The sequence below is a fragment of the Anaerotruncus rubiinfantis genome, from assembly GCF_900078395.1.
In the GTDB taxonomy this organism is placed as follows: Bacteria; Bacillota; Clostridia; order Oscillospirales; family Ruminococcaceae; genus Anaerotruncus; species Anaerotruncus rubiinfantis.
This window is the reverse complement of the sequence record NZ_FKLA01000009.1, coordinates 732811-756248: the sequence shown is the minus strand read 5'-3', so window position 1 is coordinate 756248 and position 23438 is coordinate 732811. Positions and strand designations below refer to the sequence as shown.

29 protein-coding genes are annotated in these 23438 nt (G+C 57.3%); 8 read left to right on the top strand and 21 right to left on the bottom strand.

Translation table 11 applies throughout. The features are described from left to right. Positions 1–102 precede the first annotated feature (102 nt). From BN4275_RS09175 to BN4275_RS09165, 3 genes are read right to left on the bottom strand one after another with little or no spacing between them, the layout of a single operon-like run. Positions 103–837, bottom strand: coding sequence for a LytR/AlgR family response regulator transcription factor (locus tag BN4275_RS09175; protein WP_066457119.1), 735 nt, complete (start codon positions 835–837; stop codon positions 103–105). Next, positions 834–2534 (bottom strand): LytS/YhcK type 5TM receptor domain-containing protein, encoded by a 1701-nt coding sequence (locus BN4275_RS09170; protein ID WP_066457118.1) that lies wholly within the window; start codon positions 2532–2534, stop codon positions 834–836. The genes BN4275_RS09175 and BN4275_RS09170 overlap by 4 nt, the downstream gene beginning before the upstream one ends. 29 nt (positions 2535–2563) lie before the next feature. Beyond that, positions 2564–3478, bottom strand: a complete 915-nt coding sequence (locus BN4275_RS09165) for a ketopantoate reductase family protein (RefSeq protein ID WP_066457112.1) — start codon at positions 3476–3478, stop codon at positions 2564–2566. 437 nt (positions 3479–3915) lie between these two features. On the opposite strand from BN4275_RS09165, the gene BN4275_RS09160 reads away from it, so the two are divergent. Then, a complete protein-coding gene (locus BN4275_RS09160; protein ID WP_066457110.1) occupies positions 3916–4716 on the top strand; it encodes an MBL fold metallo-hydrolase in 801 nt (266 codons plus the stop codon). A 40-nt stretch (positions 4717–4756) separates the two neighbouring features. On the opposite strand, the gene BN4275_RS09155 is transcribed toward BN4275_RS09160, so the two are convergent. After that, the gene (locus BN4275_RS09155; RefSeq protein ID WP_066457107.1) at positions 4757–5623 is read right to left on the bottom strand and encodes a patatin-like phospholipase family protein; all 867 of its coding nucleotides are present in this window, start codon (positions 5621–5623) and stop codon (positions 4757–4759) included. Between the two features lie 147 nt (positions 5624–5770). Between BN4275_RS09155 and BN4275_RS09150 the strand changes: the two genes are divergently transcribed. Both BN4275_RS09150 and BN4275_RS09145 read left to right on the top strand, forming a co-directional pair. Further along, complete coding sequence (locus BN4275_RS09150; protein WP_066457105.1) at positions 5771–6286, top strand: sigma-70 family RNA polymerase sigma factor; 516 nt, start codon at positions 5771–5773, stop codon at positions 6284–6286. A gap of 186 nt (positions 6287–6472) precedes the next feature. Further along, the gene (locus BN4275_RS09145; protein WP_066457098.1) at positions 6473–7660 is read left to right on the top strand and encodes a hypothetical protein; all 1188 of its coding nucleotides are present in this window, start codon (positions 6473–6475) and stop codon (positions 7658–7660) included. Positions 7661–7704: 44 nt separating this feature from the next. On the opposite strand, the gene BN4275_RS09140 is transcribed toward BN4275_RS09145, so the two are convergent. Further along, positions 7705–7956, bottom strand: coding sequence for a helix-turn-helix domain-containing protein (locus BN4275_RS09140; protein ID WP_066457095.1), 252 nt, complete (start codon positions 7954–7956; stop codon positions 7705–7707). After that, a complete protein-coding gene (locus BN4275_RS09135) occupies positions 7953–8477 on the bottom strand; it encodes a GNAT family N-acetyltransferase (protein WP_066457092.1) in 525 nt (174 codons plus the stop codon). The genes BN4275_RS09140 and BN4275_RS09135 overlap by 4 nt, the downstream gene beginning before the upstream one ends. A gap of 120 nt (positions 8478–8597) precedes the next feature. Between BN4275_RS09135 and BN4275_RS09130 the strand changes: the two genes are divergently transcribed. Then, positions 8598–9350 carry an exodeoxyribonuclease III gene (locus BN4275_RS09130; protein ID WP_066457090.1) on the top strand — a complete coding sequence of 251 codons (753 nt, stop codon included), beginning with the start codon at positions 8598–8600 and terminating at the stop codon, positions 9348–9350. An 86-nt stretch (positions 9351–9436) separates the two neighbouring features. Here the strand turns inward: BN4275_RS09130 and BN4275_RS09125 are convergent, their stop codons facing one another. From BN4275_RS09125 to BN4275_RS09105, 5 genes are all read right to left on the bottom strand, one after another. Then, positions 9437–10468, bottom strand: coding sequence for a polyamine ABC transporter substrate-binding protein (locus BN4275_RS09125; protein WP_079988352.1), 1032 nt, complete (start codon positions 10466–10468; stop codon positions 9437–9439). A gap of 17 nt (positions 10469–10485) precedes the next feature. Beyond that, on the bottom strand, positions 10486–11286 hold the full coding sequence (locus tag BN4275_RS09120; RefSeq protein ID WP_066457088.1) for an ABC transporter permease: 801 nt from the start codon (positions 11284–11286) through the stop codon (positions 10486–10488). After that, positions 11283–12128, bottom strand: a complete 846-nt coding sequence (locus tag BN4275_RS09115; RefSeq protein WP_066457086.1) for an ABC transporter permease — start codon at positions 12126–12128, stop codon at positions 11283–11285. Before BN4275_RS09115 ends, BN4275_RS09120 begins: the two co-directional genes overlap by 4 nt. Next, complete coding sequence (locus tag BN4275_RS09110; protein ID WP_066457084.1) at positions 12125–13204, bottom strand: ABC transporter ATP-binding protein; 1080 nt, start codon at positions 13202–13204, stop codon at positions 12125–12127. Before BN4275_RS09110 ends, BN4275_RS09115 begins: the two co-directional genes overlap by 4 nt. A gap of 305 nt (positions 13205–13509) precedes the next feature. Next, a complete protein-coding gene (locus BN4275_RS09105) occupies positions 13510–15105 on the bottom strand; it encodes an N-acyl-D-amino-acid deacylase family protein (RefSeq protein ID WP_066457081.1) in 1596 nt (531 codons plus the stop codon). Positions 15106–15277: 172 nt separating this feature from the next. Here BN4275_RS09105 and BN4275_RS09100 point away from each other — a divergent pair, with 172 nt between their 5' ends. Next, positions 15278–15937, top strand: coding sequence for an HD domain-containing protein (locus tag BN4275_RS09100; protein WP_066457079.1), 660 nt, complete (start codon positions 15278–15280; stop codon positions 15935–15937). Further along, a complete protein-coding gene (gene mnmM, locus BN4275_RS09095; protein WP_066457076.1) occupies positions 15937–16506 on the top strand; it encodes a tRNA 5-(aminomethyl)-2-thiouridylate-methyltransferase MnmM in 570 nt (189 codons plus the stop codon). The genes BN4275_RS09100 and mnmM overlap by 1 nt, the downstream gene beginning before the upstream one ends. A gap of 315 nt (positions 16507–16821) precedes the next feature. Here mnmM and BN4275_RS09085 read toward each other — a convergent pair whose 3' ends face one another. The 3 genes from BN4275_RS09085 to BN4275_RS09075 are packed head-to-tail and all read right to left on the bottom strand — an operon-like array spanning position 16822 to position 18257. Further along, entirely contained in the window at positions 16822–17130 is a 309-nt protein-coding gene (locus BN4275_RS09085) for an MGMT family protein (RefSeq protein WP_242863624.1), read from the bottom strand. Next, positions 17127–17576 carry a GNAT family N-acetyltransferase gene (locus BN4275_RS09080; RefSeq protein WP_066457070.1) on the bottom strand — a complete coding sequence of 150 codons (450 nt, stop codon included), beginning with the start codon at positions 17574–17576 and terminating at the stop codon, positions 17127–17129. Before BN4275_RS09080 ends, BN4275_RS09085 begins: the two co-directional genes overlap by 4 nt. A gap of 12 nt (positions 17577–17588) precedes the next feature. Continuing rightward, entirely contained in the window at positions 17589–18257 is a 669-nt protein-coding gene (locus tag BN4275_RS09075; protein ID WP_066457067.1) for a hypothetical protein, read from the bottom strand. A gap of 550 nt (positions 18258–18807) precedes the next feature. Here BN4275_RS09075 and BN4275_RS17310 point away from each other — a divergent pair. Continuing rightward, entirely contained in the window at positions 18808–19209 is a 402-nt protein-coding gene (locus BN4275_RS17310) for a hypothetical protein (RefSeq protein ID WP_161940195.1), read from the top strand. A gap of 85 nt (positions 19210–19294) precedes the next feature. Here the strand turns inward: BN4275_RS17310 and BN4275_RS09065 are convergent, their stop codons facing one another. From BN4275_RS09065 to BN4275_RS09045, 6 genes are all read right to left on the bottom strand, one after another. Then, on the bottom strand, positions 19295–19957 hold the full coding sequence (locus tag BN4275_RS09065) for a B3/B4 domain-containing protein (protein ID WP_066457060.1): 663 nt from the start codon (positions 19955–19957) through the stop codon (positions 19295–19297). 30 nt (positions 19958–19987) lie between these two features. After that, entirely contained in the window at positions 19988–20152 is a 165-nt protein-coding gene (locus tag BN4275_RS17560) for a hypothetical protein (RefSeq protein WP_187116775.1), read from the bottom strand. 95 nt (positions 20153–20247) lie between these two features. Further along, a complete protein-coding gene (locus BN4275_RS09060; protein ID WP_066457057.1) occupies positions 20248–20832 on the bottom strand; it encodes an ECF transporter S component in 585 nt (194 codons plus the stop codon). Between the two features lie 254 nt (positions 20833–21086). After that, positions 21087–21428 (bottom strand): arsenate reductase family protein, encoded by a 342-nt coding sequence (locus BN4275_RS09055; RefSeq protein WP_066457054.1) that lies wholly within the window; start codon positions 21426–21428, stop codon positions 21087–21089. Then, positions 21425–21631 carry a YwbE family protein gene (locus BN4275_RS09050; RefSeq protein WP_066457052.1) on the bottom strand — a complete coding sequence of 69 codons (207 nt, stop codon included), beginning with the start codon at positions 21629–21631 and terminating at the stop codon, positions 21425–21427. The genes BN4275_RS09055 and BN4275_RS09050 overlap by 4 nt, the downstream gene beginning before the upstream one ends. Continuing rightward, positions 21632–21904, bottom strand: coding sequence for a GIY-YIG nuclease family protein (locus BN4275_RS09045; protein WP_066457051.1), 273 nt, complete (start codon positions 21902–21904; stop codon positions 21632–21634). Between the two features lie 99 nt (positions 21905–22003). Between BN4275_RS09045 and BN4275_RS09040 the strand changes: the two genes are divergently transcribed. Beyond that, positions 22004–22195 carry a ferredoxin gene (locus tag BN4275_RS09040; RefSeq protein WP_341423423.1) on the top strand — a complete coding sequence of 64 codons (192 nt, stop codon included), beginning with the start codon at positions 22004–22006 and terminating at the stop codon, positions 22193–22195. 49 nt (positions 22196–22244) lie between these two features. Here the strand turns inward: BN4275_RS09040 and BN4275_RS09035 are convergent, their stop codons facing one another. After that, positions 22245–23429 (bottom strand): uroporphyrinogen decarboxylase family protein, encoded by a 1185-nt coding sequence (locus BN4275_RS09035; RefSeq protein ID WP_066457041.1) that lies wholly within the window; start codon positions 23427–23429, stop codon positions 22245–22247. Positions 23430–23438 lie beyond the last annotated feature (9 nt).

Genomic DNA, 23438 nt, shown 5'->3' with positions numbered 1-23438 from the left:
CACTCTCATTCTATAAAAAACAAAGGCGTTTCGCATCGCTTTTCGGTTAAACTGTTTATATTTTCCGGCGAACGGTTGAAAATGATGGTTCAAATGCACCATTCACCCCTCAAAAATCTCCTTGAGGGATTTTACGTTCTTGCGGCTGACCGGAAGGTTCTCATTTTCATAGCCGCGCAGCTTGACGCAAAGCATGCCATTGAACCACGGATAGATCTCGGTGACGTATTCCAAATTGATAAGATAGCTCTTATGGCTGCGGAAAAAGCCCGCCGGGACGAGCTTTTTTTCAAAGTAGCCGAGCGGCTGGGCGCTGGTGTAGTCGCCGTCTTTCGTATGCAGCACGCACGAGCGGGTGTCGGTCTCGATGTAGGCGATCGAAGGAATGTCCACCAGTACCATCCGTTTTTCGCAGAGGATTGAAAGCTTGCCGAGCGCCGCCTCGCCTTTGGGCGGCTCCGGCGCACAGGACGGCGCGAGCCGCCCCTGAATTTTGGCAAGCGCCTGTGCGACTCTTTTGGGATCGAATGGCTTTACGATATAATCCGCCGCGTCGATCTCGAATGCTTTGACGGCATATGCGTCATAAGCGGTCGCAAAGACGATCTGCGCGTGCGGCTGCAGTTTTTTGAGCATGAGCGAAAGGGTGGTGCCTTCCATATCTCCCAGGTGCACGTCGACAAACAGCGCATCGTATCTCTTTTTTCCGGAAACGAGCTCCACTGCCTCGGCTCCGCTGTCCGCCTCATCAATTTCGGCGTCCGGCAGCGTCTGCAGGATCAAATGCTTCAGCTCGCTGCGGCTTGGGCGTTCATCATCAATGATCGCAATTCTCATGCATCTTCCCCTCTCTTTTTCACGCGCGGAATGCGAATTCCAATCTCAGTGCCTTCCTGCGCGGTGGAAATCATCAGCCCGTAATCCTCCCCGTAGATGCTTTTGAGCCGTTTATGCACATTGGAAAGCCCCACTGAACCCGAACCCATATCTCCCCGATACAGCCGGTCCACCACCTCCTGCGGGATGCCTTTGCCGTTGTCCTGCACGGTGATGAGTATTTCATTCTTTTTCTGCGCCGCCCTGATCCGGACAACTCCGACCCCCGCGCCGCGCATCGCGCCGTGCTTGACAGCGTTCTCCACAATCGGCTGGAGGATGAAGCTTGGCACCGTGCAACTGAGCCCCTCCGGGATCTCCTCCTCCACCTGCAGCTTCTCCTCAAACCGCGCTTTTTCCAGTTCGAGGTAGGCGTTTACATGTTCCAGTTCCTTTTTGAGCGGGATCATATAATGGCCGGTCTGCAGGGTATTGCGGAAATAATTGCTCAGTACGATCAGCAGCTCCCGCGCGCGTTCCGGCTTTTCCCGGCAGAAAGCGGTGATCGTGTTGAGCGCGTTGAACAGAAAATGCGGATTGATCTGGCTTTGCAGCGCGGCAAACTCCGCCTTCTGCAAAAGTTTTTTCTGGTTTTCGACCTCGGAAAGTTCCAGCTGGGTGGAAAAGATCCGTGCCAGCCCGCTTGCAAATTCCTGCTCGACTTCCCGCGTGAGCTTAAATTTACGGATGAAAAGCACCAGCACCCCGATAACCAACCCACCGCGCGTGAGCGGCGCGCAGACCGCCGTCTGGAGCTTCAGCCGTTCATAAAGCAGGTCGCTTTCCTCCGCTTCCTCCGCAATCCGCACCTGTCCGCTTTCAATCGTTTTGCGCACCACCTGCGGCAGCGGGCAGCCGCCGTCCGGTTCCCGCAGCTTCACCCCCGAACGGGCCAGAATAGCGCTTCGGTCGGTGATGAGTACGCCCGCCGCGCCGGATTCCCTGCGGATGATCTCGGCGGCGGAGTGCAGGCTCGCCTTGTCGTAAAGGCCGTGGCGCAGGTACGGCAGGCACCGGTCCGCAATGTTCAGCACCAGGCGGATACGGTTGGCGGCCTCCCGATCCTGCTCGATAAAGACTGAATCGAAGATCCCCACAAAGATCATCACGCCGATGGAATTGAAGAGGATCATCGGCATTGAGATGATCGCCACCAGCCGCCAGGCCTCCTCCAACGGCCGCGCGATCAGCAGAATGATAAGCATTTGGATGATCTCCGCCGCCAGCGTGACCGCCCCCGCGAAGGCGGCGCTGTTATTGGCGCGTTTCATGTACTGGTAGCAAACCCCGCCGATCAATCCTTCCACAATGGTCGAGACAGCACAAGCTACCGCTGTGAAACCGCCGATATCGATGAGATAGCGGTGCAGTCCGGCGATCACGCCGGCGCCGATGCCCACAACCGGCCCTCCAAGCAGCCCGCCCGCGATCACGCCGATGACCCGGGTGTTTGCGATGGCGTCGTTGACCCGGATGCCGGTATAGGTGGAAAGGATTCCGATCAGGCCAAAAAAGACCGCCATGGCGCATTGCGCCAGCAGTCTTTCCCGGTCATTCGTAATAAACTCCTTGACAAGTGGAATTTTTGTCAACAGGTAGGCGATCAGCACCAGCAGGCTGATATTGAGGATGATGTTCTTGAAAATCTCAACGATCATAGCCCCACCCCAGTCCGCGCCCACGGCGCTTAGCCTTGGTAACCGTACTTTTCAGCAATCATAAGATAATTGGGGACACTGACGCCGTACTGCCGCGCCAGGCGCACCACCTGAAAAAGCAGCCCGTCTATTTCGCTTTCCCCGCCGCGTTTCAAATCCTTATACATTGAGGCGGAGCTGTCAGGCGTGGATTCGTCCACCTGCATCAGATTGTCATCGACAATCTGATCCGCCAATGTGAGTCCCATTGCGCGGCCGACCGCAATGGCTTCCCTGGTCAGCGCGACATAGAGATCGCGCTCCCTGCCCGGCTTCTGCAGCGGCTCAGTGAGGATATCATAATACGCTTCCACCGCCGCGTAGGGCGATACCATACAGTATTTTGCAAAGGCCGCGCTGCGAATATCCTCCGATACGACCGGATCTATACGCGCTTCGCGCAGATCGTCTGCGATCGCAGCCAGCTGCGCCGCATGGGCACTGCCCTCCCGTTCGCCGTAAACCACTCGGAAGGTGTCGCCGGTCTGGGTCACCTCGCCCGGCGCGTTGATATAGGAACCGATATAAATGCAGCCGTCAAGAATGGTGTATTCCGGGAAACGCTCCTGCAGCGCGCCGCCCGTGCCCACAATGTTGAGCATCGGCACGATGATACTATCCGGTTTGGCTGCCTTGCTCATCAGCGGAAGGACCCCTTCGAGCGCGTATCCTTTGACGCACAGAAAGATCACATCAGCTTTCCCGGTATAGTCCTCAGCCGTACAGGCCTGCACCGGATCGATCTTCACTTCGCCCATCCGGGTTCCGTGCAGCAGAAACCCATGTTCCTTCATAGCTGCCAGATGCGCGCCGCGCGCAATAAAGGTCACGTCCTTGCCCGCCGCTGCCAGATAGCCGCCGATGCAGCCGCCGGTCGCGCCGGAACCGATGATCAGATAGTTCATGCCGTAGCCCTCCTTATGTTTTTTTCTTTCATTATACGATAGACAATCATTGAAAAGCAAGGTATAATAACCGCGAAGCGGTTATTATACCTTTTTATGCGCGGGACGATCCGCGCCTTTGGCGCTCCCGTCCCAATGCGCCATTATGCCGCCGCGCTTCGCAATGGCGGCACAATTCCCGCGAAGCGGTTATCATACCTTCCCATGCGCGGGACGATCCGCGCCTTTGGCGCTCCCGTCCCAATGCGCCATTATGCCGCCGCGCTTCGCAATGGCGGCACAATTCCCGCGAAGCGGTTATTATACCTTTTTATGCGCGGGACGATCCGCGCCTTTGGCGCTCCCGTCCCAATGCGCCATTATGCCAAACTATGGTCCGGGCGCCCTATCCGCAGTGCACAATGATACCATCTTATGATTTTGTGGAGGCAAACAGAATGAAGCTGACAATTCTGAGTGAAAACACCATCCTCTGCGGAGATTCCTATCGCGGCGAAGCCGGACTTTCCATCCTGTTGGAGTCGGAAGGCAAAACCATCCTTTTCGACACAGGATTTTCCGGCCTGCTGCTGGAAAATGCCCGGAAGATGGGTCTCGATCCCACCAAAGCCGACCTCATTGCCCTCTCCCATGGTCACAACGACCACACCGCCGGACTGATCCCGCTGGCGGAACTCTTTCGCACGCAGGGCCGCAGGGTTCCGGTGCTGATGCATCCGGAGGCGCTTGAACCACGTGTCATTGACGGCGATGAATGCGGCTTTGCAATGAACCGGGAAGCTTTCCAGGCAGCGTTTGCGCCGCAATTTTCCCGCGGGCCAGTCGCATTGACCGAACGGCTCACCTGGCTTGGAGAGATCCCGCGCCGCCATGCCTTTGAAGCGCGAAGCTGCGGGATGCAAAACGGCGCGCCGGACTTTTTGCCGGATGACACCGCGCTCGTCTACCGCCGCGACGATGGGATCGTCATCATCACCGGCTGCTCGCACAGCGGCATCTGCAACATCATCGACTATGCGGCTGAATACACCGGTGAAAACCGGATTCTGGATATCGTGGGCGGATTTCACCTGCCGCATCCGCCGCGTGATCAGCTCGATGGGGTCTGCGCTTTCCTGCGGGAAAAGCGCCCCGCCGCCATCCATCCCTGCCACTGCACCGGGCTTGCCGCCAAAATCGCGCTTGCCGCGGCTGCACCGCTCGGGGAGACCGCCGTTGGAAGCGTGCTTCTATACTGAAAGGCAAAAGACCGCCGCCGGAAAACCGGCAGCGGTCTTTTCAGCTTTCTTTTCCCGCGCACACCGCCGATTCCCCATTCCATTTGGCGAGGAACGCGGCCGCGTCGGCCATGCCGTCCTTATAGACTGCCATCAGCCGGTTCATATCTTTCTCAAACCGCCCGATCTTCATCGGCGCGGCGGGCGCGATCACCGTCGCGACGCCGTCCCGCTCAAGCTGCCGGATGAGGTTGAGCGTTTCGTTATAGATTTCGTGCCGGCGGTCGAGCGCCTCTACCATGCCGGGGTATTTGCGGAAGATATGCTGGTAGAGCGCGCGGTACTTTTCCGGCGGCTTTTGATAGCCGCGGTCACGTGTGAGCACCACGATCAGCCGGTCGCAGCCGTCCGCGAGCGCCCTGCGCACCGGGATCGGGTCAGATGTACCGCCATCGAGATATTTTCCACCGCGAAACTCCACGATTGGGGAAAACACCGGGATGGCGGAAGAAGCGCGCAGCACGGTGCTGTCACCCGGTTGGATCGCTTCCTTGGAAAAATAAAACGGCTTTCCGGTGACCGCATCGGTCACGCCCGCCACGAATTCGCAGGGATTTTTGTGAAACGCTTCATAATCGAACAGGTCGAGCCGGTGCGGGATTTCATCAAAAATAAAATCCATTCCGAACATCGATCCTGTTTTGAGAAAGCTCTTCACACTGACATACCGTTCGTCCATCAGATAATTCTGGTCGATGCGCAGGCTGCGTCCACGCTGACCCGAAACATAAGAAACGCCGTTGCATGCGCCCGCCGAAACGCCGATGACATAATCCGTCTTGAAATCACGGTCCATAAAGCAGTCGAGCACGCCGATGGTGTAGAGCCCGCGCATACCGCCGCCTTCGAGGACCAGTCCCGTTTTCATCTGCAATGTCCCCCTGTTAAAGTTAGATTCCACGTGTTGTATTATACCGCTTTCCTTCGTCCGTGTAAATGCGTCAAACTTTTTTGAAAATCTGTGAAAGGTTTTCCCACGCCGCGGTGTCCAATAGATAACAAGGGAGGGGTCCGCATGTTCCTGCTCACAATTGAAACGCCGCAAAAGCCGGATATGGAACGGCTGATGACCGAATATGGCGACCAGCTGCTGCGTCTCTCGTTTCTCTATCTGCATGACCTGCATCTTGCGGAGGACGCGGTGCAGGACACTTTCCTGAAAGTCCACAAAAGCTGGAGCGGATTTTCGGGCCGGAGCAGCGAACGCACCTGGATCATGCGCATCGCGATCAACACCTGCAAAAACTATCTGCGCGGCGCCTGGATGCGCCGGGTGGATGTGAAGGAAGCGCTTGCGGAGATCCCTTCCCCGGAAAATGTCGAAACCGAAACCGACGACACGCTCATCCGCGAAATCATGAAGCTGCCGCCCAAATATCGGGAAGCCGTATTGCTCTACTACTATCAGCAGTTCAAAACGGCCGAGATCGCCGAAATCCTGCATCTGCCGGAGGCGACCGTCTCCACCCGGCTTTCCCGCGCGCGGCAGAAACTGCGCGACGCGCTGAAAGGATGGTATTACGATGAATGAGAAACGCATCCGGGATGTGATCGATTCCCGCCTTTCAGAAATAAAGCTTTCCCCACGCCTGCAAAACGCGATCCTGGGCGGCGCGCGCCCTCCCGCGCGGCGCGCCCTCCCGCGCGGCTGCGTCCGGCGGCGGTTCTGCTCGCCGCCTGCCTGGCGGTACTGCTTTCGGTCGGGACGCTCGCCGCCGTGGTGCCGGGCTTCCGCGACCTGCTCGATGTGGTTGGCCAGGATGTCGCCCGTCTGCTCACACCGGTTGAACGCGCCTGCGAAAGCAACGGTATCCGCCTTGAGCTGGTCGCCGCCATCAACGACGGCCAGGACGCTTGCGTCTATATCACCTTGCAGGATCTGACCGGCAGGGGGCGTACCAAGGACATCGCGCGGCTCCTCCCGAAAAAGGATGCGAAAGGCAGCGTCTGGTCGCTTGACAGCCCGCTCTCAACAGCCTTCCGCGGCGATAACGAACTGATTTTCTACGACGAAACAACCCAGACCGCCACCTTCTGTGTCCAATCCAAACGGAATATCAGCAGGGAAAACCGTGCGCGTATCAACGGCAAAACCACCTTCTCACTCGGCGGTTTTCTGCGCGGCGAAACGCGGCGGGACTCGGTTGACACCGGTCTTTCCGCATCGGATATCCCCCAATCACCCGTTCGAAATGAGACCGGCAGTGAACCGGCCCTCGCTTTCGACGCCTGCCCCAAATCCCTCTCCAGCATCGACTGGCTGCGCATCACAAACATCGGTTTTATCGAAAACGACCTGCGCATTCTGACCGAACCCACAAGGCAGTTGGGATATTATAACCGCGTCTCCTTCGACCTGCGCGATGAGAAAGGAACTCCGCTCAACGACGGCAGCACCACCACCGGCTCCTATCCGGCCCTGACCCGCGCTTACTACCCCCAAGAGGACGAAAGCAGCCTGTTCCCAAATGGGGCGCGGGACTACGAGGAACATTCGCTGGGACTTGCAGAAGCACCGCCGCCGGACGCGCGCCTCTTTGCAAACTGCACCGAATACGAGGAGCTCGTTGAAGGCGAATGGGCGGTGACCTTCCGCTTTTCAGAAAGCACGCCGGCAAAAACCGCTCAAACCCCGTTCACTGTGGATGGCTGGACGGTGGAAAGCGCCACTGTCACCCCGCTGATGATCGAATTGCATGGACATACCGATCTGACCGCTGATACGGCCGCTTTCCCGGAGGTGCGTTTCCTGCGCGCGGGAAAAAGCCCCGCCGGGACCAGCCGGCGCTCCAGTCACCTGGACGATGAGGGGAATTTCCGCATTCAGTGCCCATTTGACGTACCGACCGATCTTTCGGACCTCACCGCCATCCGGATCGGGAACATGGAAATTCCCGTGCGGTAAATAAAAGATCCCCGCCCGCGCAGATGCGCGAGCGGGGATCTTTTTTATCTTTCAGAGAGGCCGAGCAGCTCATCGGAGGACACGCCCAGCACTTTGGCCAGCGCTGCAAGTTCCACGTCGCTCACCGGCCGCAGCTGTCCCTCCAATTTCGAAAGGCTGGAAGCGCCGATATCCACACCCTGCACCTGCAACCGCGCAAGCAGCTCTTTTTGCAGGATTCCCTTCTCCAGGCGGATCGCACGCACCCGCACGCCGATGAGATTCTTGTCTCCAATGGGAGAAATGCGGTTTCTCAATTCGATCCCTCCGTTTTCGCCTGCGCGGCAAGTTTGCCAAGCGCGTCGCCCGTCACGCGGTAAACGGTCCAGTCGTCCATTGGGACAGCACCGAGGCTTTTGTAAAAGCCGATCGACGGGGTGTTCCAGTTAAGGCACCACCACTCGAGCCGTCCGCAGCCGCGCTCCCCGCACAGCCGCGCGAGAAATGCAAGCAGCGCCTTGCCCGCGCCGCAGCCGCGCGCCTCGGGCTTGACATAGAGATCTTCAAGATAGATTCCCGCCCGGCCCAGGAAGGTGGAAAAATTGTGAAAAAAGAGCGCCATCCCAATCGTTTCCCCGGCTTTTTCCGCAAAAATCACTTCTGCCTTTTTCTTTTCAAAAAGCCAAAACCGCAGGAGTTCCTCGGTGGCCTCCACTTCATCAAGCATCTTTTCGTATGCCGCAAGTTCCCGGATGAACTGCAAAATCACCGGCACGTCCGCGGGACCGGCAAAGCGGATCCGCACGCCTTCGGCCGCTGTTTCATAATATTCGTACATACTGGCCTCCCTTTCTGCACATGATTGACTAGATCATTATAATCCATTTTTCTGCAATTGCAAATTGCCTTTGGCGCGCGGGTATGATATGCTGAAAGCAGTGCTGAAAGGAGTGTCAAAATGAAACTGATTTCGTGGAATGTAAACGGCCTGCGGGCCTGTCTCAATAAAGGCTTTCTGGATTTTTTCAGAGAGGCGGACGCGGACATTTTCTGTCTGCAAGAAACCAAAATGCAGCAGGGGCAGGCGGAAATTCCGCTCGAAGGCTACTGTGAATACTGGAACAGTGCCATAAAAAAAGGGTATTCCGGAACGGCTGTCTTTTCAAAAACCGAACCGCTTTCGGTCGCCTATGGGCTGGGGATTGATGAACACGACCAGGAAGGCCGGGTCATCACCTGCGAATACGATGATTTCTACCTCGTGAACGTCTACACGCCGAACGCACAGAAGGAGCTCGTCCGGATCGATTACCGGATGCGGTGGGAGGACGATTTTCGCGCCTACCTGATGGGACTCGATGTGAAAAAACCGGTCATCGCCTGCGGGGACATGAATGTCGCCCACAACGAAATCGATCTCAAAAATCCCAAATCCAACCGCGGCAGCGCGGGCTTTTCCGACCAGGAGCGGCAGAAGATGACCGAGCTGCTCGGCGCGGGTTTCCTGGACAGCTTCCGGATGCTCTATCCGGACAAAACGGGGGCGTATACCTGGTGGTCCTATATGTTTAACGCCCGCAAGAATAACGCAGGATGGCGGATCGACTATTTTCTCGTTTCCGAACGCCTGCGGGACAGGGTGCGGGACAGCGTGATCCATCCGGAGGTGATGGGCAGCGACCACTGCCCGGTCGGGCTCCTGCTCGATTAGCTGACCGCCATTTTCCCCAAAAACACGACGCGCCCCACCCCGCTATGGGGGTGGGGCGCGCTTTTTGCAGTCGGAATCCGCCGCGCTCAGCTCTGTTTAAATTCTGTCCAGATGTCGTTATAGATCTGCGCCGCATCGCCCACATCCTGGATGAACTCCGCGCTGTCCGCCGCGCCGTCCGGGATGGTCAGCGCCTGATTTTGCAGATGTTCGGCGGCCGCTTTGTTGCAGGAGATATAGAAGATCTGATCGGTGATATGCGCCGAACGCTTGCCGTCCAGGATGAAGTTGAGAAACCGGAAAGCATTGTCCGCATGCGGGGCTTTCTCGGGCACAAAGATGTTGTCGATGCCAAATCCGAGTCCTTCCTCCGGATAAACCACCTTGAAGTCGGGCTTCTCATTGAGCACGGTGATGACCTGCGAGGTGAACATATAACCCACGGCCGTTTCGCCGCCGATCATCAGGTTATACGGCGTCGAGTAATCGAGCGCGCGGATATTCGGCTTGAGGGTCAGCAGCTTCGCTTTCGCCTCTTCGAGCACAGCCGGGTCGGTTTCGTTAAAGGATTTGCCCATGGTTTTAAGCGTGATGCCAATGACGTTGCGCGCGTCGTCCATCACGACGACCGAATCCGCGAACGCCGGGTTCCACAGATCCTCATAGCCCTTGATCTGCACATCCCCCACCATGTCGGGGTTATAGATGATGAGCGGGATACCCGCCGCGTAGGGGACGGTGTATTCGTTTTCGGGATCGTAGAACTTACTCTGGAACTGCGGGTCGATGTTCCCAAAGTTCGGGATCTTCTCCTTGTCAAGCTTTTTGATAAGGCCCTCCTGCCGCGCGATGTCGATGATGTAGTCGCTTGCGAGCACGATATCGTATTCGCCACCCGCCTGCAGCTTCATGAGCATCTCTTCGTTCGATTCAAAGGTGTTGTAATTGATTGCGATGCCGGTCTGCTCAGTGAATTCCTCACAGATATCCGCCGGGAAGTAGTCCGCCCAGGTGTAGATATTGAGCGTGTCGTCCTTCTTGGCCGAACCGCCGCAGCCGCTGAGCAACAGGAGCGCCGCGGCCATGATCAGTACAAGGGTCCGTTTCATCATTTTCATTTTTTCCACTTCTTTCATCAGGTATTTCTAAAACTGCGTGATAAATGCCGCGCACGACGCGCCGTAATCAGCCGGAACGCCGCCACAATCAGGAACACCGCCCCGAGCATCACCGTGCAAAGGGCGTTGATTTCGGGCGTGACGCCCATCTTGAGCATTGAATACACCTGTAACGGCAGAGTACTCGTCTCAGCGCCGGTTGCAAAAAAGCTGATAACCACATCATCCATGCTCATTGCGAAGGCCAGCAGAGTGCCGGAAAGCACCGACGGCAGAATGAGCGGCAGCGTGATGTCGAAAAAGGTGCGCCGCCCGTTGGCGCCAAGGTCACGCGCCGCCTCGGCGAGCGCCGGGTCGAGCGAGAGAAGGCGCGCCTTTACATTGATGAAGATATACGGAACGCAGAAGGTCGTATGCGCGATGACCAGCGTCAGCATCCCGAACGAAAGCCCCATGAGCGAAAAAAAGGCCAGATACGCCATGCCGAGGATAATTTCCGGAATCATGATCGGGATCATCGACAGGTTTTCAAGCGGTCCGCGCCCGCGAAAGTATTTCCCCGCGAGCCCCACCGCGCCGAGCGTCCCCAGCAGCGCTGCCAGCAGGCTGCTCGTCAGCGCAAGCTCGAGGCTCGTCCAGAAGGCCGAAATGATCTGCGCATTGTGGAAGAGCTTTTCGTACCACGCAAAAGTGAACCCCGCCCAGTGGAACAGCTTGGTGTCGTTGAAGGAGTAGATCACCACCACAAGGATGGGCAGGTACATGAGCAGCAGCACCAGCGCAATGTAAATTTCCGAGAAGACCGAACGCTTCTTCATACGATCCCCTCCAGGCTGCTCTCCCCCGACGCCTTGCGGTAACCGGCGATGACAGCCATCGCCATCAGCATCATCACAACCGAAAGTGCCGCGCCCATCGGCCAGTTGCGGGCGGTAAGCAGCTCGTTTTTGATGAGGTTGCCGAGCAGCATCGTTTTGGCCCCGCCCAAAAGATCGGAAACGAAGAACAACCCCACCGACGGCACAAACACCAGCACGCACCCAGCCATGATCCCCGCGCGGGTCAGCGGGACGGTGACCGTCCAGAAGGCCTTCCATTTTCCCGCGCCGAGGTCGCGCGACGCCTCGGTGAGCGCCGGGTCGAGCTTGGCGACCGCATGATACACCGACAGGATCATGAACGGGATGAGCGCGTAGACCATACCGACCAGTACCGCGCCGAAATTGTAAAGGAGCTTCAGGGGCGAATCGGTCATCCCCAGAAAGATGAGCAGAGAATTGACGATTCCCTCGCCGCGCAGAAGGATCATCCAGCCGTAGATGCGCACGAGCGAATTGGTCCAGAACGGCACGATCACCAGCAGCAGCACAAAGGCCCGCCGTTTTTCCGGAAGTTTCGCCACACAGTAGGCGAACGGGTAGCCGATCCCAAGGGTGAACAGGGTGGTGAGCAGCGCGAGCCACATGCTTTGGGCATAGACCTTGAGATAGGTCGGGGAAAACATCTTGCGGTAGCTCTCAAGTGAAAACTCCGCCACCACCCCCCAGGTCTCGGCACGTCTCATAAAGCTCATGCAGACAATATAGACGAGTGGAATCGCGACGAACAGCGCCGTCCAGACCGCGAACGGGACGGCGGCCAGCCGGTTTTTTGTTTTCATCCCGCCGCACCCCTTTCGACGATCACAGCGCAGGACGGTTCCCAATGGATTTCGACCTGTTCGCCCACCCCGGCGCGGCTCGCGCCGCCGCCCATGCCGCTCACGGTAAGCTCCTGCCCATCCGGCAAAAGCAGAATCGTGCGCAGCATGCCCCCGGTGTAGGCGTGGGACTTGACCGTTCCAGAGAGGGTGAAGCCATATTCCGGTTTCTTCCCAAAGCGCACCCGTTCGGTGCGCACTGAAAGCGTGACCTGCTCGCCGGGCTTCGCCTGACCGGCGGCTTTGACGACCGCGCCCGCGAAGGACAGAGACAGATTCCCGTCTGAATCCTTTCCGAGCGCCACCGCATTTATGAGATTGCTCTGCCCGATGAATTCCGCCGCGAAGCGGGTCTCGGGGCGCTCGTAAATATCGTCCGGCGTGCCGAGCTGGAGGATCCTGCCCGCGTTCATAATGCCGATGCGGTCGCTCATATTGAGCGCTTCCTCCTGGTCGTGGGTGATGTAGATGAAAGTCATGCCCAGCCGTTTTTGCAGACTTTTGAGTTCGGTCTGCATCTGGCGGCGCAATTGCAGGTCGAGCGCGCCGAGCGGTTCGTCCAGAAGCAGTACAGCCGGATCGTTCACCACGGCGCGCGCGATCGCCACCCGCTGACGCTGGCCGCCCGAAAGCTGGTTCGGCATGCGGTCTCCAAAACCGGGAAGCTGCACCAGTTCGAGCATCTCCGCAACCCGGCGGGCAATTTCAGCCTTCGCTGCCTTGCGGATTCTGAGCCCGTAACCGATGTTCTGCGCCACATTCATGTGCGGAAAAAGCGCGTAGCTTTGAAAGACCGTATTCACATTGCGGCGGTTCGGCTCCCAGCCGGTCACATCGCTGCCCTGCAGGATCACCCGGCCGCCGTCCGGCGTCTCCAGCCCCGCGATGATGCGCAGAGTGGTTGTTTTCCCGCAGCCGGAAGGACCAAGCAGCGTGAGAAATTCCCCCGCGCATACGTCCAGGCTGATCCCGGCAAGCGCTTCTGTCGCGCCGAAGGTCTTATGGACATTTTGCAGCGAAAGGATTGTATTTTCCATTTGCACAGCCCCTTTTCATTTCCGCCGTTTTATTTTGTTCAAACCGGCGGCTTCCTTTTTCGTTTCGCGGAGAAGATCGGTTCTGCCGGCCGGTTGACGTGTGATAAGCGCAGCGCACCGCCAATGCGGCGGGAAGTGCCTGCGGCGTTTGTACTGCGCTTATTCTACCACAATTTTGCAGGAAGCAAAATGTTTTCCGCCGTTTTCAGATGATTGCACAAATTTTATTTTTCCCCGGAAACTTTCCTCGGCAAAATTCGGCGCAATAAAACGGCCGCGCGAAAGCGCGGCCGTCCTCCCTGCCATTATCTGCGGCGCAGAAGCCTGCCCGCCTGTTTTCCGGTGAGCCGGTCGCGGCGGACGGCAATTTCCCCGCCCACAATCACAAAATCGAAACCTCTGGAAAACTGCTCCGGCTTTTCATAGGTGGCCTTCGCTTCGATATTTTCGAGCGCAAAAACATTGATATCCGCGTCGTACCCTTCCTTCAAAAATCCTTTTTTTCCGACGCGGTAGACGAGGGCGGGCTTTCCGGTCATCTTGTGCACCGCTTCCTCAAGCGAAAGCACCTTCTCGTCCCGGACATACGCGGCCAGCACCTTCGGAAACGCGGCATAAAGCCGCGGATGCGGGAGCCCTCCATCCGGATAGACCGAATCGGAGATGACCGAACTGTAAGGGTACTTTAGAACCGTACGGATGTCCTCCTCCGACGTAATGAAGTCGACCATCGAAATTTTGCATTCCTCATCGGCCAGCAGGTCATAAGCGCAGTCGAACGGGTCCTTGCCCCGCATCTTCGCAATCTCGGTCACCGATTTCCCGGAGAATTGCTGATTTTCCGGTTTTGTCAGGGTGCTCATCCGGATGTTCTCCCAGCCGATGGAAGAAACCAGGTTTTCAAAATACGGCTGCGGCTCCCGAAGGATCGCGGTCAGCTCCCGGCGGCAGTCCGGGTCGCACAGCCGCCGCACCATCTCGGGCACCCCGCCTTCGAGAAACCGCGGCGGCAGGATCTGGATAAGCTGGGTCGACCCGGCTGTGTACGGATATACGTCGCAGTCGATTGGCAGCCCTTCCCGGCGCGCCGCGTCGAGAATTTCCAGCGCTGTTTTCACACCATGACCCCAGTTGCGCCTGCCGATACATTTAAAGTGGCTCACATGCAGCGGTACCTCCAGCCGTTTGGCTATCCCGATCACCTCGTGCAGCGATTCATGGAAAAGGTCCCCCTCCCCACGGATGTGGGTGACAAGCGGTACGCCGTACTCCCGCATCGGCTGCAAGACCTCGACGAAGCCGTCCGCGTCGTAGCAGTTTTCCGGCGCGTAGACAATCCCGAGCGACACGCCGAGCGCGCCCGCCTCGAGCGCCGCGCACAAATTCTTCCGTGCGGCGGAAAGCTCGCCCTGTGTCAGCTTTCCCGGCTCATAGCCCTTGACAGCGGCGCGCACGGTACCGTTTCCGATGTCCATGCCGACATTGAGCGGCAGCGGCGTTTTTTCCACGAGATCCATATACTCCGCGAAGGTCTCGAAGGTTTTATCCTCCGGCACCTCCCCGATGACCGGTGAGAGAAATCGGAAGATCTCCTCCCGGTGCTTTTGCGGGCATGGCACGGCCGACAGCCCGCAGTTGCCGTTCACAATGGTGGTAAGCCCCTGATGTAGTTCGGCCGCGCCAAAATCCGCCTTGAAAAGTTTTATGTCCGCATGGCGGTGGATATCGATGAAGCCGGGCGTGACATATTTTCCCGCCGCATCGATCGTCCGCCTGGCGGGAGAGGCAATCGCAGGCGCAATTTTGGCGATTTTGCCGTCCGCCACCGCAAGGTCGGATCGATACGCGGACGCGCCGCTTCCGTCCACAAGCGTCCCGTTTTTAATCAACAGGTCAAACATTTTGTATCTGCTCCTTTATTCTGGCATCCCACAATGCCTTCCAACGACCCACATTATATACCCTTCCTCTAAAAAAAGATAGTCATACTTTTCCTCCCGCGTGGAAAAGCGGTTGTAAAATTTACAAATGGACGGTACAATAAGGAAAAAAGAAGATGAAGGAAGACAACCTATGCTGACCTATGAACAAGTCAAAAATAACGATCAGATCCGCATCTATATCCAGAAAGCGGATGAAGCGCTCATCGAGCTTGGCTATACCGAGCACAGCTTCGCACATGTGACCAAGGTTTCCATCACCGCAAAGGAAATCCTCCTGACGCTGGGCTATCCCGCGCGCGACGCGGAGCTTGCGCAGATCGCGGGCTACCTGCACGACATCGGCAATGTGGTCAACCGCACCGATCACGCCCAGTCTGGGGCGGTCATGGCGTTTCGCCTGCTCGACCACATGGGCGCGGACGCGGAGGATATCGCCACCATCATCAGCGCGATCGGCAACCACGATGAAGGCACCGCTGTCCCGGTTACACCGATCGCAGCGGCGCTCATCCTCGCGGACAAGACCGACGTGCGCCGCAACCGGGTGCGCAACCGCGACTTCGCCACCTTTGACATCCACGACCGGGTCAACTATGCGGTCGAAGAGGCGCACACCGAAATCTCGGACGACCGCAAAGTATTTACCCTGCTCATCAAGCTGGATACGCAGATTTCCTCGGTCATGGATTATTTCGAAATTTTTCTTGGCCGGATGCTGCTCTGCCGCAAAGCGGCGGAAAAGCTTGGCATGCAGTTCAAACTCACCGTGAACGGGCAGGTGCTGCTCTGATGACCGGTTCCTTTAACGCGCTCACCCTGGCGCACCGATTCATTGCAGAGCATGTGTCCGAAGGCGCTTTCTGTATCGACGCGACCGCCGGGCGCGGCTATGACACCGCCTATCTTTGCTCACTCGCCGGACCGTCCGGGAAGATCCTTTCATTTGATATCCAGCAGGAAGCGCTCGACAGCACCGCGAAACTGCTTGCCGAACGCGGCCTCTCCGACCGCGCCCGGCTCCTCCTAGACAGCCACAGCAACATGGAAAACTATGCCGAACCGGAAACTGTCGACTGTATCACCTTCAATTTCGGCTGGCTTCCCGCGGGCAATCACAGCATCTTCACCACTCCCGCGACCAGCATCCCCGCTATCGAGGCAGGACTGCGGCTTTTAAAGCCCGGCGGTATTATGAGCCTTTGCATCTATTATGGCCGGGACTGCGGTTTCACCGAACGCGACGCCCTGCTCGAATATCTGCCCACCATCGACAGTAAAATTTATACGGTCATCGTCTCGCAGTTCTGTAACCGTCCCAACAATCCGCCCATCCCCGTTTTCATCTGGAAGGACGCCTGATTTTCACTCTCCCCGCACGGCCGGAAAAAATCATCAAAAAGGCGCGGCCCACGGGCCGCGCCTTTTTACGCAAGCTTTTGCAAACCGCCCCCATGGGGAGCGCGAAACGCCGCCATCAGCCCTGAGCTGACCGCTTCACGGGGAGCGCGGCCGCGGCGCAGGTCTCGAAGGCCGCCGCTTTTGCGCAGCAACCAGCGGCGGCGGGGGTCGCGGGGAACTCCCCGCGTGTCTTCTTTCGTTCCGTTCCTGGACAAGCAAGAAAGGAATCCCGGGCGCGCGAAGAGCGAAAAAGCGCGCGGCACACCGTGCCCAATGTCACTCCCCATACCAGGCGTAACGGCCCATATCAACGTATCCGCCGCCGTCAACGGCAACCCCTTCGGCTTCCAGCAATTCGCGCTGCCTGTCCGGGCCGCCAAACGCAAACGCGGGCGCGAGCCGCCCTTCGCGGTTGACCACCCGATGGCAGGGGACGATCCCCGGCATGGGGTTGCGGTGCAGGGCATAGCCCACCGCACGGGAGGCTTTCGGGTTGCCGCAGAGCAGCGCGATCTGCCCGTAGGAGGCGACCCGGCCCTTCGGAATCCGCTGCACCGCTTCATACACCCGTTCATAAAAGTTCAACCGCCGCACCTCCGCTTCAGATAGACCATGTCGACGCATTGGACGCCGCTGTCATAGACCGGCTCGGGATAGTTGTCCACAAAGAAATTTTTCACCAAATGCGAACGGCAAAAACCGCAGCGCTCATAAAAATCCACGCCGCCCGGAACGCCGTCCGCCGTGCCGACAAAGAGTTCCGTCCCCGCCGGCAGTCGCCCGGTAGCGGCTTCGATCAGCGCGCGGCCGATCCCGCGCCGCCAGAAGTTCTCGTCCACGGCAAGGTTTTTGATCTCCCAGCCCTGTGCTTGCGGCGTGACGACAATTTCCCCCACAGCGCGACCGTCCACTTGGGCGGCAAGCATAAATCCGCGCGAAAGGTAACGGCCCACCATCTCTTCGGACGGGTCGGCAAGCAACAGTAAATCCCGGTAAACCCACCGGTCGGCCTTGACTTCAAAGATCCGCATTGCACTTTCTCCTCACAGCCAGCGCAGTTCCCGGTACCCGATGTGGATGATCCAGACATAGGCAAGCGTCTTGGGAATCATCAGCATCCCGACGGACGGAACCGCCTGCGCAAAAAATACAACCGGCAGATAACAAAGGAATGAAAACGAAACCGCGATCCAGAGCATTCCGAAGCTGCGGTCCCCGCGCCAGCTCGCGGACTGATAAAAAAGCACGACGACCAAAATTCCCATCAGGACAAACGGAAGATTGCGGGCGGCCGCCCACCAAAGAGAAGGCGAATCGCTTGTCCAGCCATTCTGTGGAAAAAGGCAGAGGGCAATACGCGCCAAAGCAAGCATCCACATCAATCTTGTAAGCTTTTTATGCCCGCGCACCCGATACCGCTGCCGCCAGACTTTATAGAGGATCAGGTAGAATACCGTCATGGTGATCGAAGTGACCAGCTTGCCGTATCCGAGCGCGGCGGTATGCATGGCGAGCCCATCGGTCAGCAGCGCATAAGCGCGGGGAAGCAGATGAAACGCATCCCCGCAGCCGAGCACCAGCGCCATGACACCGAACAGGCGCGTCTGACGATCGCCGTAACTGCGCAGCAGCATCACCATCCCCATGGACAGCACCGCAATCAGATAAGCGGCGGCGAAGACCGCTTCAAAGACTCCCTGCGTCAAACTCATCCGTCTTCCCCCGTTTTGTTATTCTTCCGGCCTCACAGCATTTTGTCGGATAAAGTCAGTATAACACATTTTTGCAGGATATGACACCCCTTGCCTTTTTCATTCCCGCAGCAAATAATAGGCGCCATCGTCAAAACCGTCCGCTTCATTGGGGACGACTGATGCGGGCAGACGTAATCCCCAAGCGGACCGGGCAGCCTTCTATGCCTTGTGCAAAAAGCTTTGATGTGATAATATGAATAAAATTCACGTAAAGCGCGCGCATGGATTTCAAAGCGCCGCGCGGGCAATTTGATGCGACCGGGAGGATGCCGCTATGAAAAGACCGACCGCATTCCTATTTTGTTTTATTCTTTGCAGTGTTCTGTTTTTGACCGCTTGCCAAAATAAAGCCGCCAGCCTTCCTCGGGCGAGTCAATCCGCCGTGGAGCATTCATCAGCCGCACAGGAAATACCCTCCGGCAGCGCCGAATCTTTTGAAGAAGAAAACCCGCCTGCATCCGCGCCTGAAGACGCCAGTTCATCCGCGCCCGATATAAGCGCGGCGGGGATGGGCAGCTCCATTGCAGATTCTCTTTCGGAGAGCGTGATAACTTCCGCCGGATCGGACAGCGAACTGGATAGTGAACCGGACATGGTGGTAACGGTTCAAAAGCTCAATATGACAGAGACGCAGGAGCTTATTGTAAAGGACGAGGCGCAGATCGAACAGATAATCGCGTTCATTGACTCCATGTTTGAAAGCGGCTATTCCGCTCCTCCCGCAACAGGGGGAACGGTTATAACCGTGTCCATAACCCGGGATGGCGCAACGGCGGATTACACCTTCCTGGAGCAGGAGGTGGATGGATACCGCCTGGCCAAAAACTTGCAGCATGCTGATGTGCAAAACACCTGGTATTTTGCCGATCCGGAGGCTTATCCATATTTTTTAAGCCTGTTCCCGCTTTAGGATGCGCCAAAATTCGCTCCGCCGGGAAATACAATCCCCAAATATAAAATGCAAAGGGCCTGCGGACAATTCCGCAGGCCCTTGATCATCGGATGATCGTCTTTTCAAAATCCCGGCCGCCGCAGTGCGTCCGCAGCAGCTCCTCGGCGCGCGAAAGCATCCCCGGCAGCTCATCCTCCCCATCGAAGCAGTAAAAGACCATCAAGACCTCTTTTGCCTCTTCGGTGATCATCGCGCGCACGCAGTCGCTCGTCGGGTTTCCGAACGGCCCGTCCATATCCATAAGCACCGGCAAAAATGCAATATTGACCTGTTCCTTTCCGATTCCCTGATAATGCGCGTCCTCCCCGGAAGGCACCCAGCGGATTGCGCCCCGGATCTTATCCACATCATAGGCGCCCATCGAGTAGCCGGAATCGATCGAAAGCAGGTTATTGACTTCCACAACATTGTTGATCCGGTAAAGGCCCTTGCCCTGCAGGACCCGGCGGCACATCGCTTCCGCCGAGTTGCGGTAGCGGTGCGGGTCCTTGCCGAGCGCCTTGTAGCAGGCCCGCGTCGAAGCAATGTGCGGACGATTCTGGATGTCCGGAACTGCAAGCGTCTTCCGCAGACGGCCACAAACTTCATCGGTCTCTTCGAGCAGTTCTGGGCCGGACGGCGCCACCCGCACCTTGCACTGCACGCAGCCCAAAACCGCGGCCGGATGCGCCTTTTTAAGTTCCGGGTCGATTGTGATGGTTACCATTTTCTGTTCCTTCTTTCGTAAAAATGCCCCTCAGGCGATCACCGTATAGGTGAAGTTCTCCCAGCAGAGCCGCAGACCTTCGTCGGTTTCGGGCGGCAGCAGCGCCATCGCCACCATATTTTCCACACCGTCATCCGAAATCAGCATCGCATAGTCGCCGTTAATCTGCCGCACCGTGTAATAGACAGGTCCCATATCAAAATTCCTCCCGCAGAAAAGTTTCCGCACCCAGTTTACCATAAAAGAAAAGCCGGGAAAAGCCCTTTGCTTTGCCCGGCCGTATCTTCTCTTTACGCGTTTTTGGGAAACAGCTTGCGTTCCAGGCCCGCGCGCACCAGCGCCGAGCGGCAAGGAGCCGCGATCAGCACCGACACCACGACAGCAAAGAGCGCATTCGCTCCGGAGGTGATGAATTTCAGCGCGCAGGTGACCAGCGCGGCGGAAAAATCACTGCCTTCCAACATCAAAACAATGAGGCTTTTTCCAAGATGCAGGACAAGATAGGTGGCAGAACCCGCGACCGCGCCCATCAGGTTCCATCTGAAATTTTTGCCTTCCCGGCCGCCCGCATTGGCAATCGCGCCGCAGACAAATGCCATCGCAAAGAAAAACACCAGCGTAAACGGCGCGCTCGCGGCAAACGCCGGGTCACACAGGTCAAAGAACATCGAGCCGATGCCCGCGGCAAGCCCGCCGCGCACGCCGCCGAACAGCATCCCGCCCAATAGGCAGAGCGCGTTTGCGACTTTAAACTGGGTGGGGCCTGCGGGAGTTGGGATCGGGCCGATCTTTAAAAACATGGTCGCCGCAAAGATCACCGCTGCCATCACGCCGACCACCACAAGGTCATAGGTTGAGAATTTCCTGGTTTGCATAGCGATACCCTCTCTCAGAAGTTTCTGAAGATAGTATACCCCCGCAGGGCCGGTCCCCGCAAAACGCCGCGCAAAAGCCCGCCACCCGTCGGTTCTGTGCGGAATGCTCAAATTCCCCTCTATCAAAACAAAAAAATTGCAAAAAAATCACTGTACCCGCGCCACCGCTTCGCCCGGGTGGAGCTTCTGCAAAAATTCCGCACAAGTTTATCCGGATCTATGCCGCGTATATTTGTGAAAAAGGTAGAATCCCGCTATTCCCAGGTTTTCCAAATCTCCGGGCAAAAGCCGATGGTGGCCTGTTTTCCATTGCGCACGATCGGCGTTTTGAGCAGCGACGGATTTTCCATAAGCTTATCGGTGATGTTCTGCTCGGTCGAAACGTAAGCGATGTACGAGCTTTCGTAGTCCTTCGATTTTTCATCGATCATCGCCTTTACCCCGCCAACCGCCGCCTTCACACTTTGAAACTCGCCCTTGCTCATCCCGTAGCGCGGCAGGTCGATCAGCTGGTACTTGATCTTGCGTTCCTTGAAATACCGTTCGGCCTTTCTGGTATCGAAACATTTCTGTTTGCCAAAAATCTGAATGTTCATGGTTCTTCCTCCAAAATCACCTGCACCCGTCCTACCTGATCCTTCTCCGCGAGCATCACCTTGATGCCGTGCGGGTGGGTCGGTGAATTGGTCAGGATGCGTTTGACATGTCCACGGGTCAGTTTGCCGGTCGGCTGGTCTTTCTTGAGCACAATGTCCACCAGCGCCCCGATTTTTATTTCCGCCCGGATTCTTCCATCCATCTATTCATCCTCCTTCGTTTGATAAGCCGCGACCAGTGCGAGCTTTTCGGCACGGGTCAATTTTTTGAGTTCGCATTCCCGTTTCATCGCGGCGGATTTGTCCGGGAAACGCTCGCTGTAAACAAGCCGTACCGGCAACCGCGGCTTTGTGTATTTTGCGCCTTTTCCGGCGTTATGCGCTTTCAGACGCGCCGGAAGGTCGTTGGTCCAGCCCGCGTAAAGGGTCCCGTCCGCGCAGGCAAGCAGATACGCATAACATCCGTTCCGGTTCATCCGGCTCCCTCCCCGCGAAAAATTTTATCCGTCACGGTATATATCATAGCACATCTTCCCCATACTATCACTATCCCATTTTTCAGAAAAGAGGTTTTCATGATGAAAGCAAAAATCAACCGCGAAGGCTGCATCTCCTGCGGGCTCTGTGCCGAAACCTGCCCGGAGGTTTTTCGCATGGCGGACGACGGTCTGGCTGAGGTACATGTCGGCGAAGTGCCCAAAGACTGTGAATCCGGCGCTGTGGACGCACAGGAAAACTGCCCTGTTTCGGTCATCGAAGTGTTTTAAAAAAGGCGGGGAGCGGATGAAATTCCGCTCCCCGCCTTTTTTAAATGCCTTATTTGACCGGCCCAAATTCCCGCACCTTTTTCATAATGTGCAGGATGCGGTCGAACTTCGCGCCCGGCGGCGTCGAATCCGCAACGCTTAAAACCAGGCTGCGGCCATCGCCGATACTCGAAAGGGTCTCGTCGATGTATTTTTCAAATTCGTACTGGCTGAACGAATCCTCCAGCACGCTGATCGAGCAGATACCGCCCCAGACCGCGTGGCTGCCCAGCACATCACGGGTATCCTTAATCGTCTGGCCGATCATCGGCGCGGTGCAGACCGAATCCGCCACATCGATATCAGCCTTTACATATTCTTCCAGCAGCCCGGCATTGTCGCCGTCGGTGTGGGTCAGCAGGTATTTCCCCTTCCCGTGCAGAAATGCCGAAGCCTTCTTGAGATACGGGGTGATGTGCTGTGCGAAAAACGGCGGGTTGGTGGTCATTGAATCGTAGTTCGCGCCCACATAGAGCAGGTCCGCCGGGGAATCCGCCATACACGCGAGCATCTTGTCCATCAGCGTTTCGATCTTCGCACAGCATTCCTCCATCAGCTCCGGATAATCATAGGTGTGGAACCAGAAAGTTTCAAACGGCACCATCTCCTTGAGCAACGCGTGCATGGGCGAGCCGCCCTCGTAGAAAAACCCCACGACCGGCCCGCGGTCGCCGATCTCCGCCTTGATCGCATCATAATAGTGGTAGCGCGGCTTGACGGCACCGTGTTCAAAGATATATCCGATCTTCTGATAGTCCTCCTCGGTCTCGACGGCGGGCTTGGTGATATGCGCCTGGGTGATGCCCGCCCGCTTCATCTCGTCGTCGTAATAGACCTTGGTAGTGATGTCCCCATACGGGGTCCGGTAAGTCGTGACCGTCTCCGGGCCGTTCAGTTCCACCTTACGCTCAAGATCGAATTCGACCGTGTAAAAGACCGATTTGGTGCGATGGATGCCCAGCCCCACATCAGCCGGGTCGTACGGCTCCTCGAAGGTGGAAAAATCGGGGATCACGCAGTGATATCCCAGCCCGAGATCGTCCACGATATCGACAAGCGAGGCGTGCTTATATTTGTCGGGCAGCGTCCCCTGCGCCAGATTTCCCTTATACCACAGGTCAAGGCGCGGCACAAAAGGCAGCTGGTCGAGCGCTTCGCCGCGGATCGCGGCCATGATGCGCTGTTCATGGGTCACGGTAATTCA

Excerpts from the sequence above, each read along its gene's own strand:
- BN4275_RS09175 (WP_066457119.1), bottom strand. The coding sequence starts at position 837 with ATGAGAATTGCGATCATTGATGATGAACGCCCAAGCCGCAGCGAGCTG.
- BN4275_RS09170 (WP_066457118.1), bottom strand. The coding sequence starts at position 2,534 with ATGATCGTTGAGATTTTCAAGAACATCATCCTCAATATCAGCCTGCTG.
- BN4275_RS09165 (WP_066457112.1), bottom strand. The coding sequence starts at position 3,478 with ATGAACTATCTGATCATCGGTTCCGGCGCGACCGGCGGCTGCATCGGC.
- BN4275_RS09160 (WP_066457110.1), top strand. The coding sequence starts at position 3,916 with ATGAAGCTGACAATTCTGAGTGAAAACACCATCCTCTGCGGAGATTCC.
- BN4275_RS09155 (WP_066457107.1), bottom strand. The coding sequence starts at position 5,623 with ATGAAAACGGGACTGGTCCTCGAAGGCGGCGGTATGCGCGGGCTCTAC.
- BN4275_RS09150 (WP_066457105.1), top strand. The coding sequence starts at position 5,771 with ATGTTCCTGCTCACAATTGAAACGCCGCAAAAGCCGGATATGGAACGG.
- BN4275_RS09135 (WP_066457092.1), bottom strand. The coding sequence starts at position 8,477 with ATGTACGAATATTATGAAACAGCGGCCGAAGGCGTGCGGATCCGCTTT.
- BN4275_RS09130 (WP_066457090.1), top strand. The coding sequence starts at position 8,598 with ATGAAACTGATTTCGTGGAATGTAAACGGCCTGCGGGCCTGTCTCAAT.
- BN4275_RS09125 (WP_079988352.1), bottom strand. The coding sequence starts at position 10,468 with ATGAAAATGATGAAACGGACCCTTGTACTGATCATGGCCGCGGCGCTC.
- BN4275_RS09120 (WP_066457088.1), bottom strand. The coding sequence starts at position 11,286 with ATGAAGAAGCGTTCGGTCTTCTCGGAAATTTACATTGCGCTGGTGCTG.
- BN4275_RS09115 (WP_066457086.1), bottom strand. The coding sequence starts at position 12,128 with ATGAAAACAAAAAACCGGCTGGCCGCCGTCCCGTTCGCGGTCTGGACG.
- BN4275_RS09110 (WP_066457084.1), bottom strand. The coding sequence starts at position 13,204 with ATGGAAAATACAATCCTTTCGCTGCAAAATGTCCATAAGACCTTCGGC.
- BN4275_RS09105 (WP_066457081.1), bottom strand. The coding sequence starts at position 15,105 with ATGTTTGACCTGTTGATTAAAAACGGGACGCTTGTGGACGGAAGCGGC.
- BN4275_RS09100 (WP_066457079.1), top strand. The coding sequence starts at position 15,278 with ATGCTGACCTATGAACAAGTCAAAAATAACGATCAGATCCGCATCTAT.
- mnmM (WP_066457076.1), top strand. The coding sequence starts at position 15,937 with ATGACCGGTTCCTTTAACGCGCTCACCCTGGCGCACCGATTCATTGCA.
- BN4275_RS09080 (WP_066457070.1), bottom strand. The coding sequence starts at position 17,576 with ATGCGGATCTTTGAAGTCAAGGCCGACCGGTGGGTTTACCGGGATTTA.
- BN4275_RS09075 (WP_066457067.1), bottom strand. The coding sequence starts at position 18,257 with ATGAGTTTGACGCAGGGAGTCTTTGAAGCGGTCTTCGCCGCCGCTTAT.
- BN4275_RS17310 (WP_161940195.1), top strand. The coding sequence starts at position 18,808 with ATGGGCAGCTCCATTGCAGATTCTCTTTCGGAGAGCGTGATAACTTCC.
- BN4275_RS09065 (WP_066457060.1), bottom strand. The coding sequence starts at position 19,957 with ATGGTAACCATCACAATCGACCCGGAACTTAAAAAGGCGCATCCGGCC.
- BN4275_RS17560 (WP_187116775.1), bottom strand. The coding sequence starts at position 20,152 with ATGGGACCTGTCTATTACACGGTGCGGCAGATTAACGGCGACTATGCG.
- BN4275_RS09060 (WP_066457057.1), bottom strand. The coding sequence starts at position 20,832 with ATGCAAACCAGGAAATTCTCAACCTATGACCTTGTGGTGGTCGGCGTG.
- BN4275_RS09055 (WP_066457054.1), bottom strand. The coding sequence starts at position 21,428 with ATGAACATTCAGATTTTTGGCAAACAGAAATGTTTCGATACCAGAAAG.
- BN4275_RS09050 (WP_066457052.1), bottom strand. The coding sequence starts at position 21,631 with ATGGATGGAAGAATCCGGGCGGAAATAAAAATCGGGGCGCTGGTGGAC.
- BN4275_RS09045 (WP_066457051.1), bottom strand. The coding sequence starts at position 21,904 with ATGAACCGGAACGGATGTTATGCGTATCTGCTTGCCTGCGCGGACGGG.
- BN4275_RS09040 (WP_341423423.1), top strand. The coding sequence starts at position 22,004 with ATGATGAAAGCAAAAATCAACCGCGAAGGCTGCATCTCCTGCGGGCTC.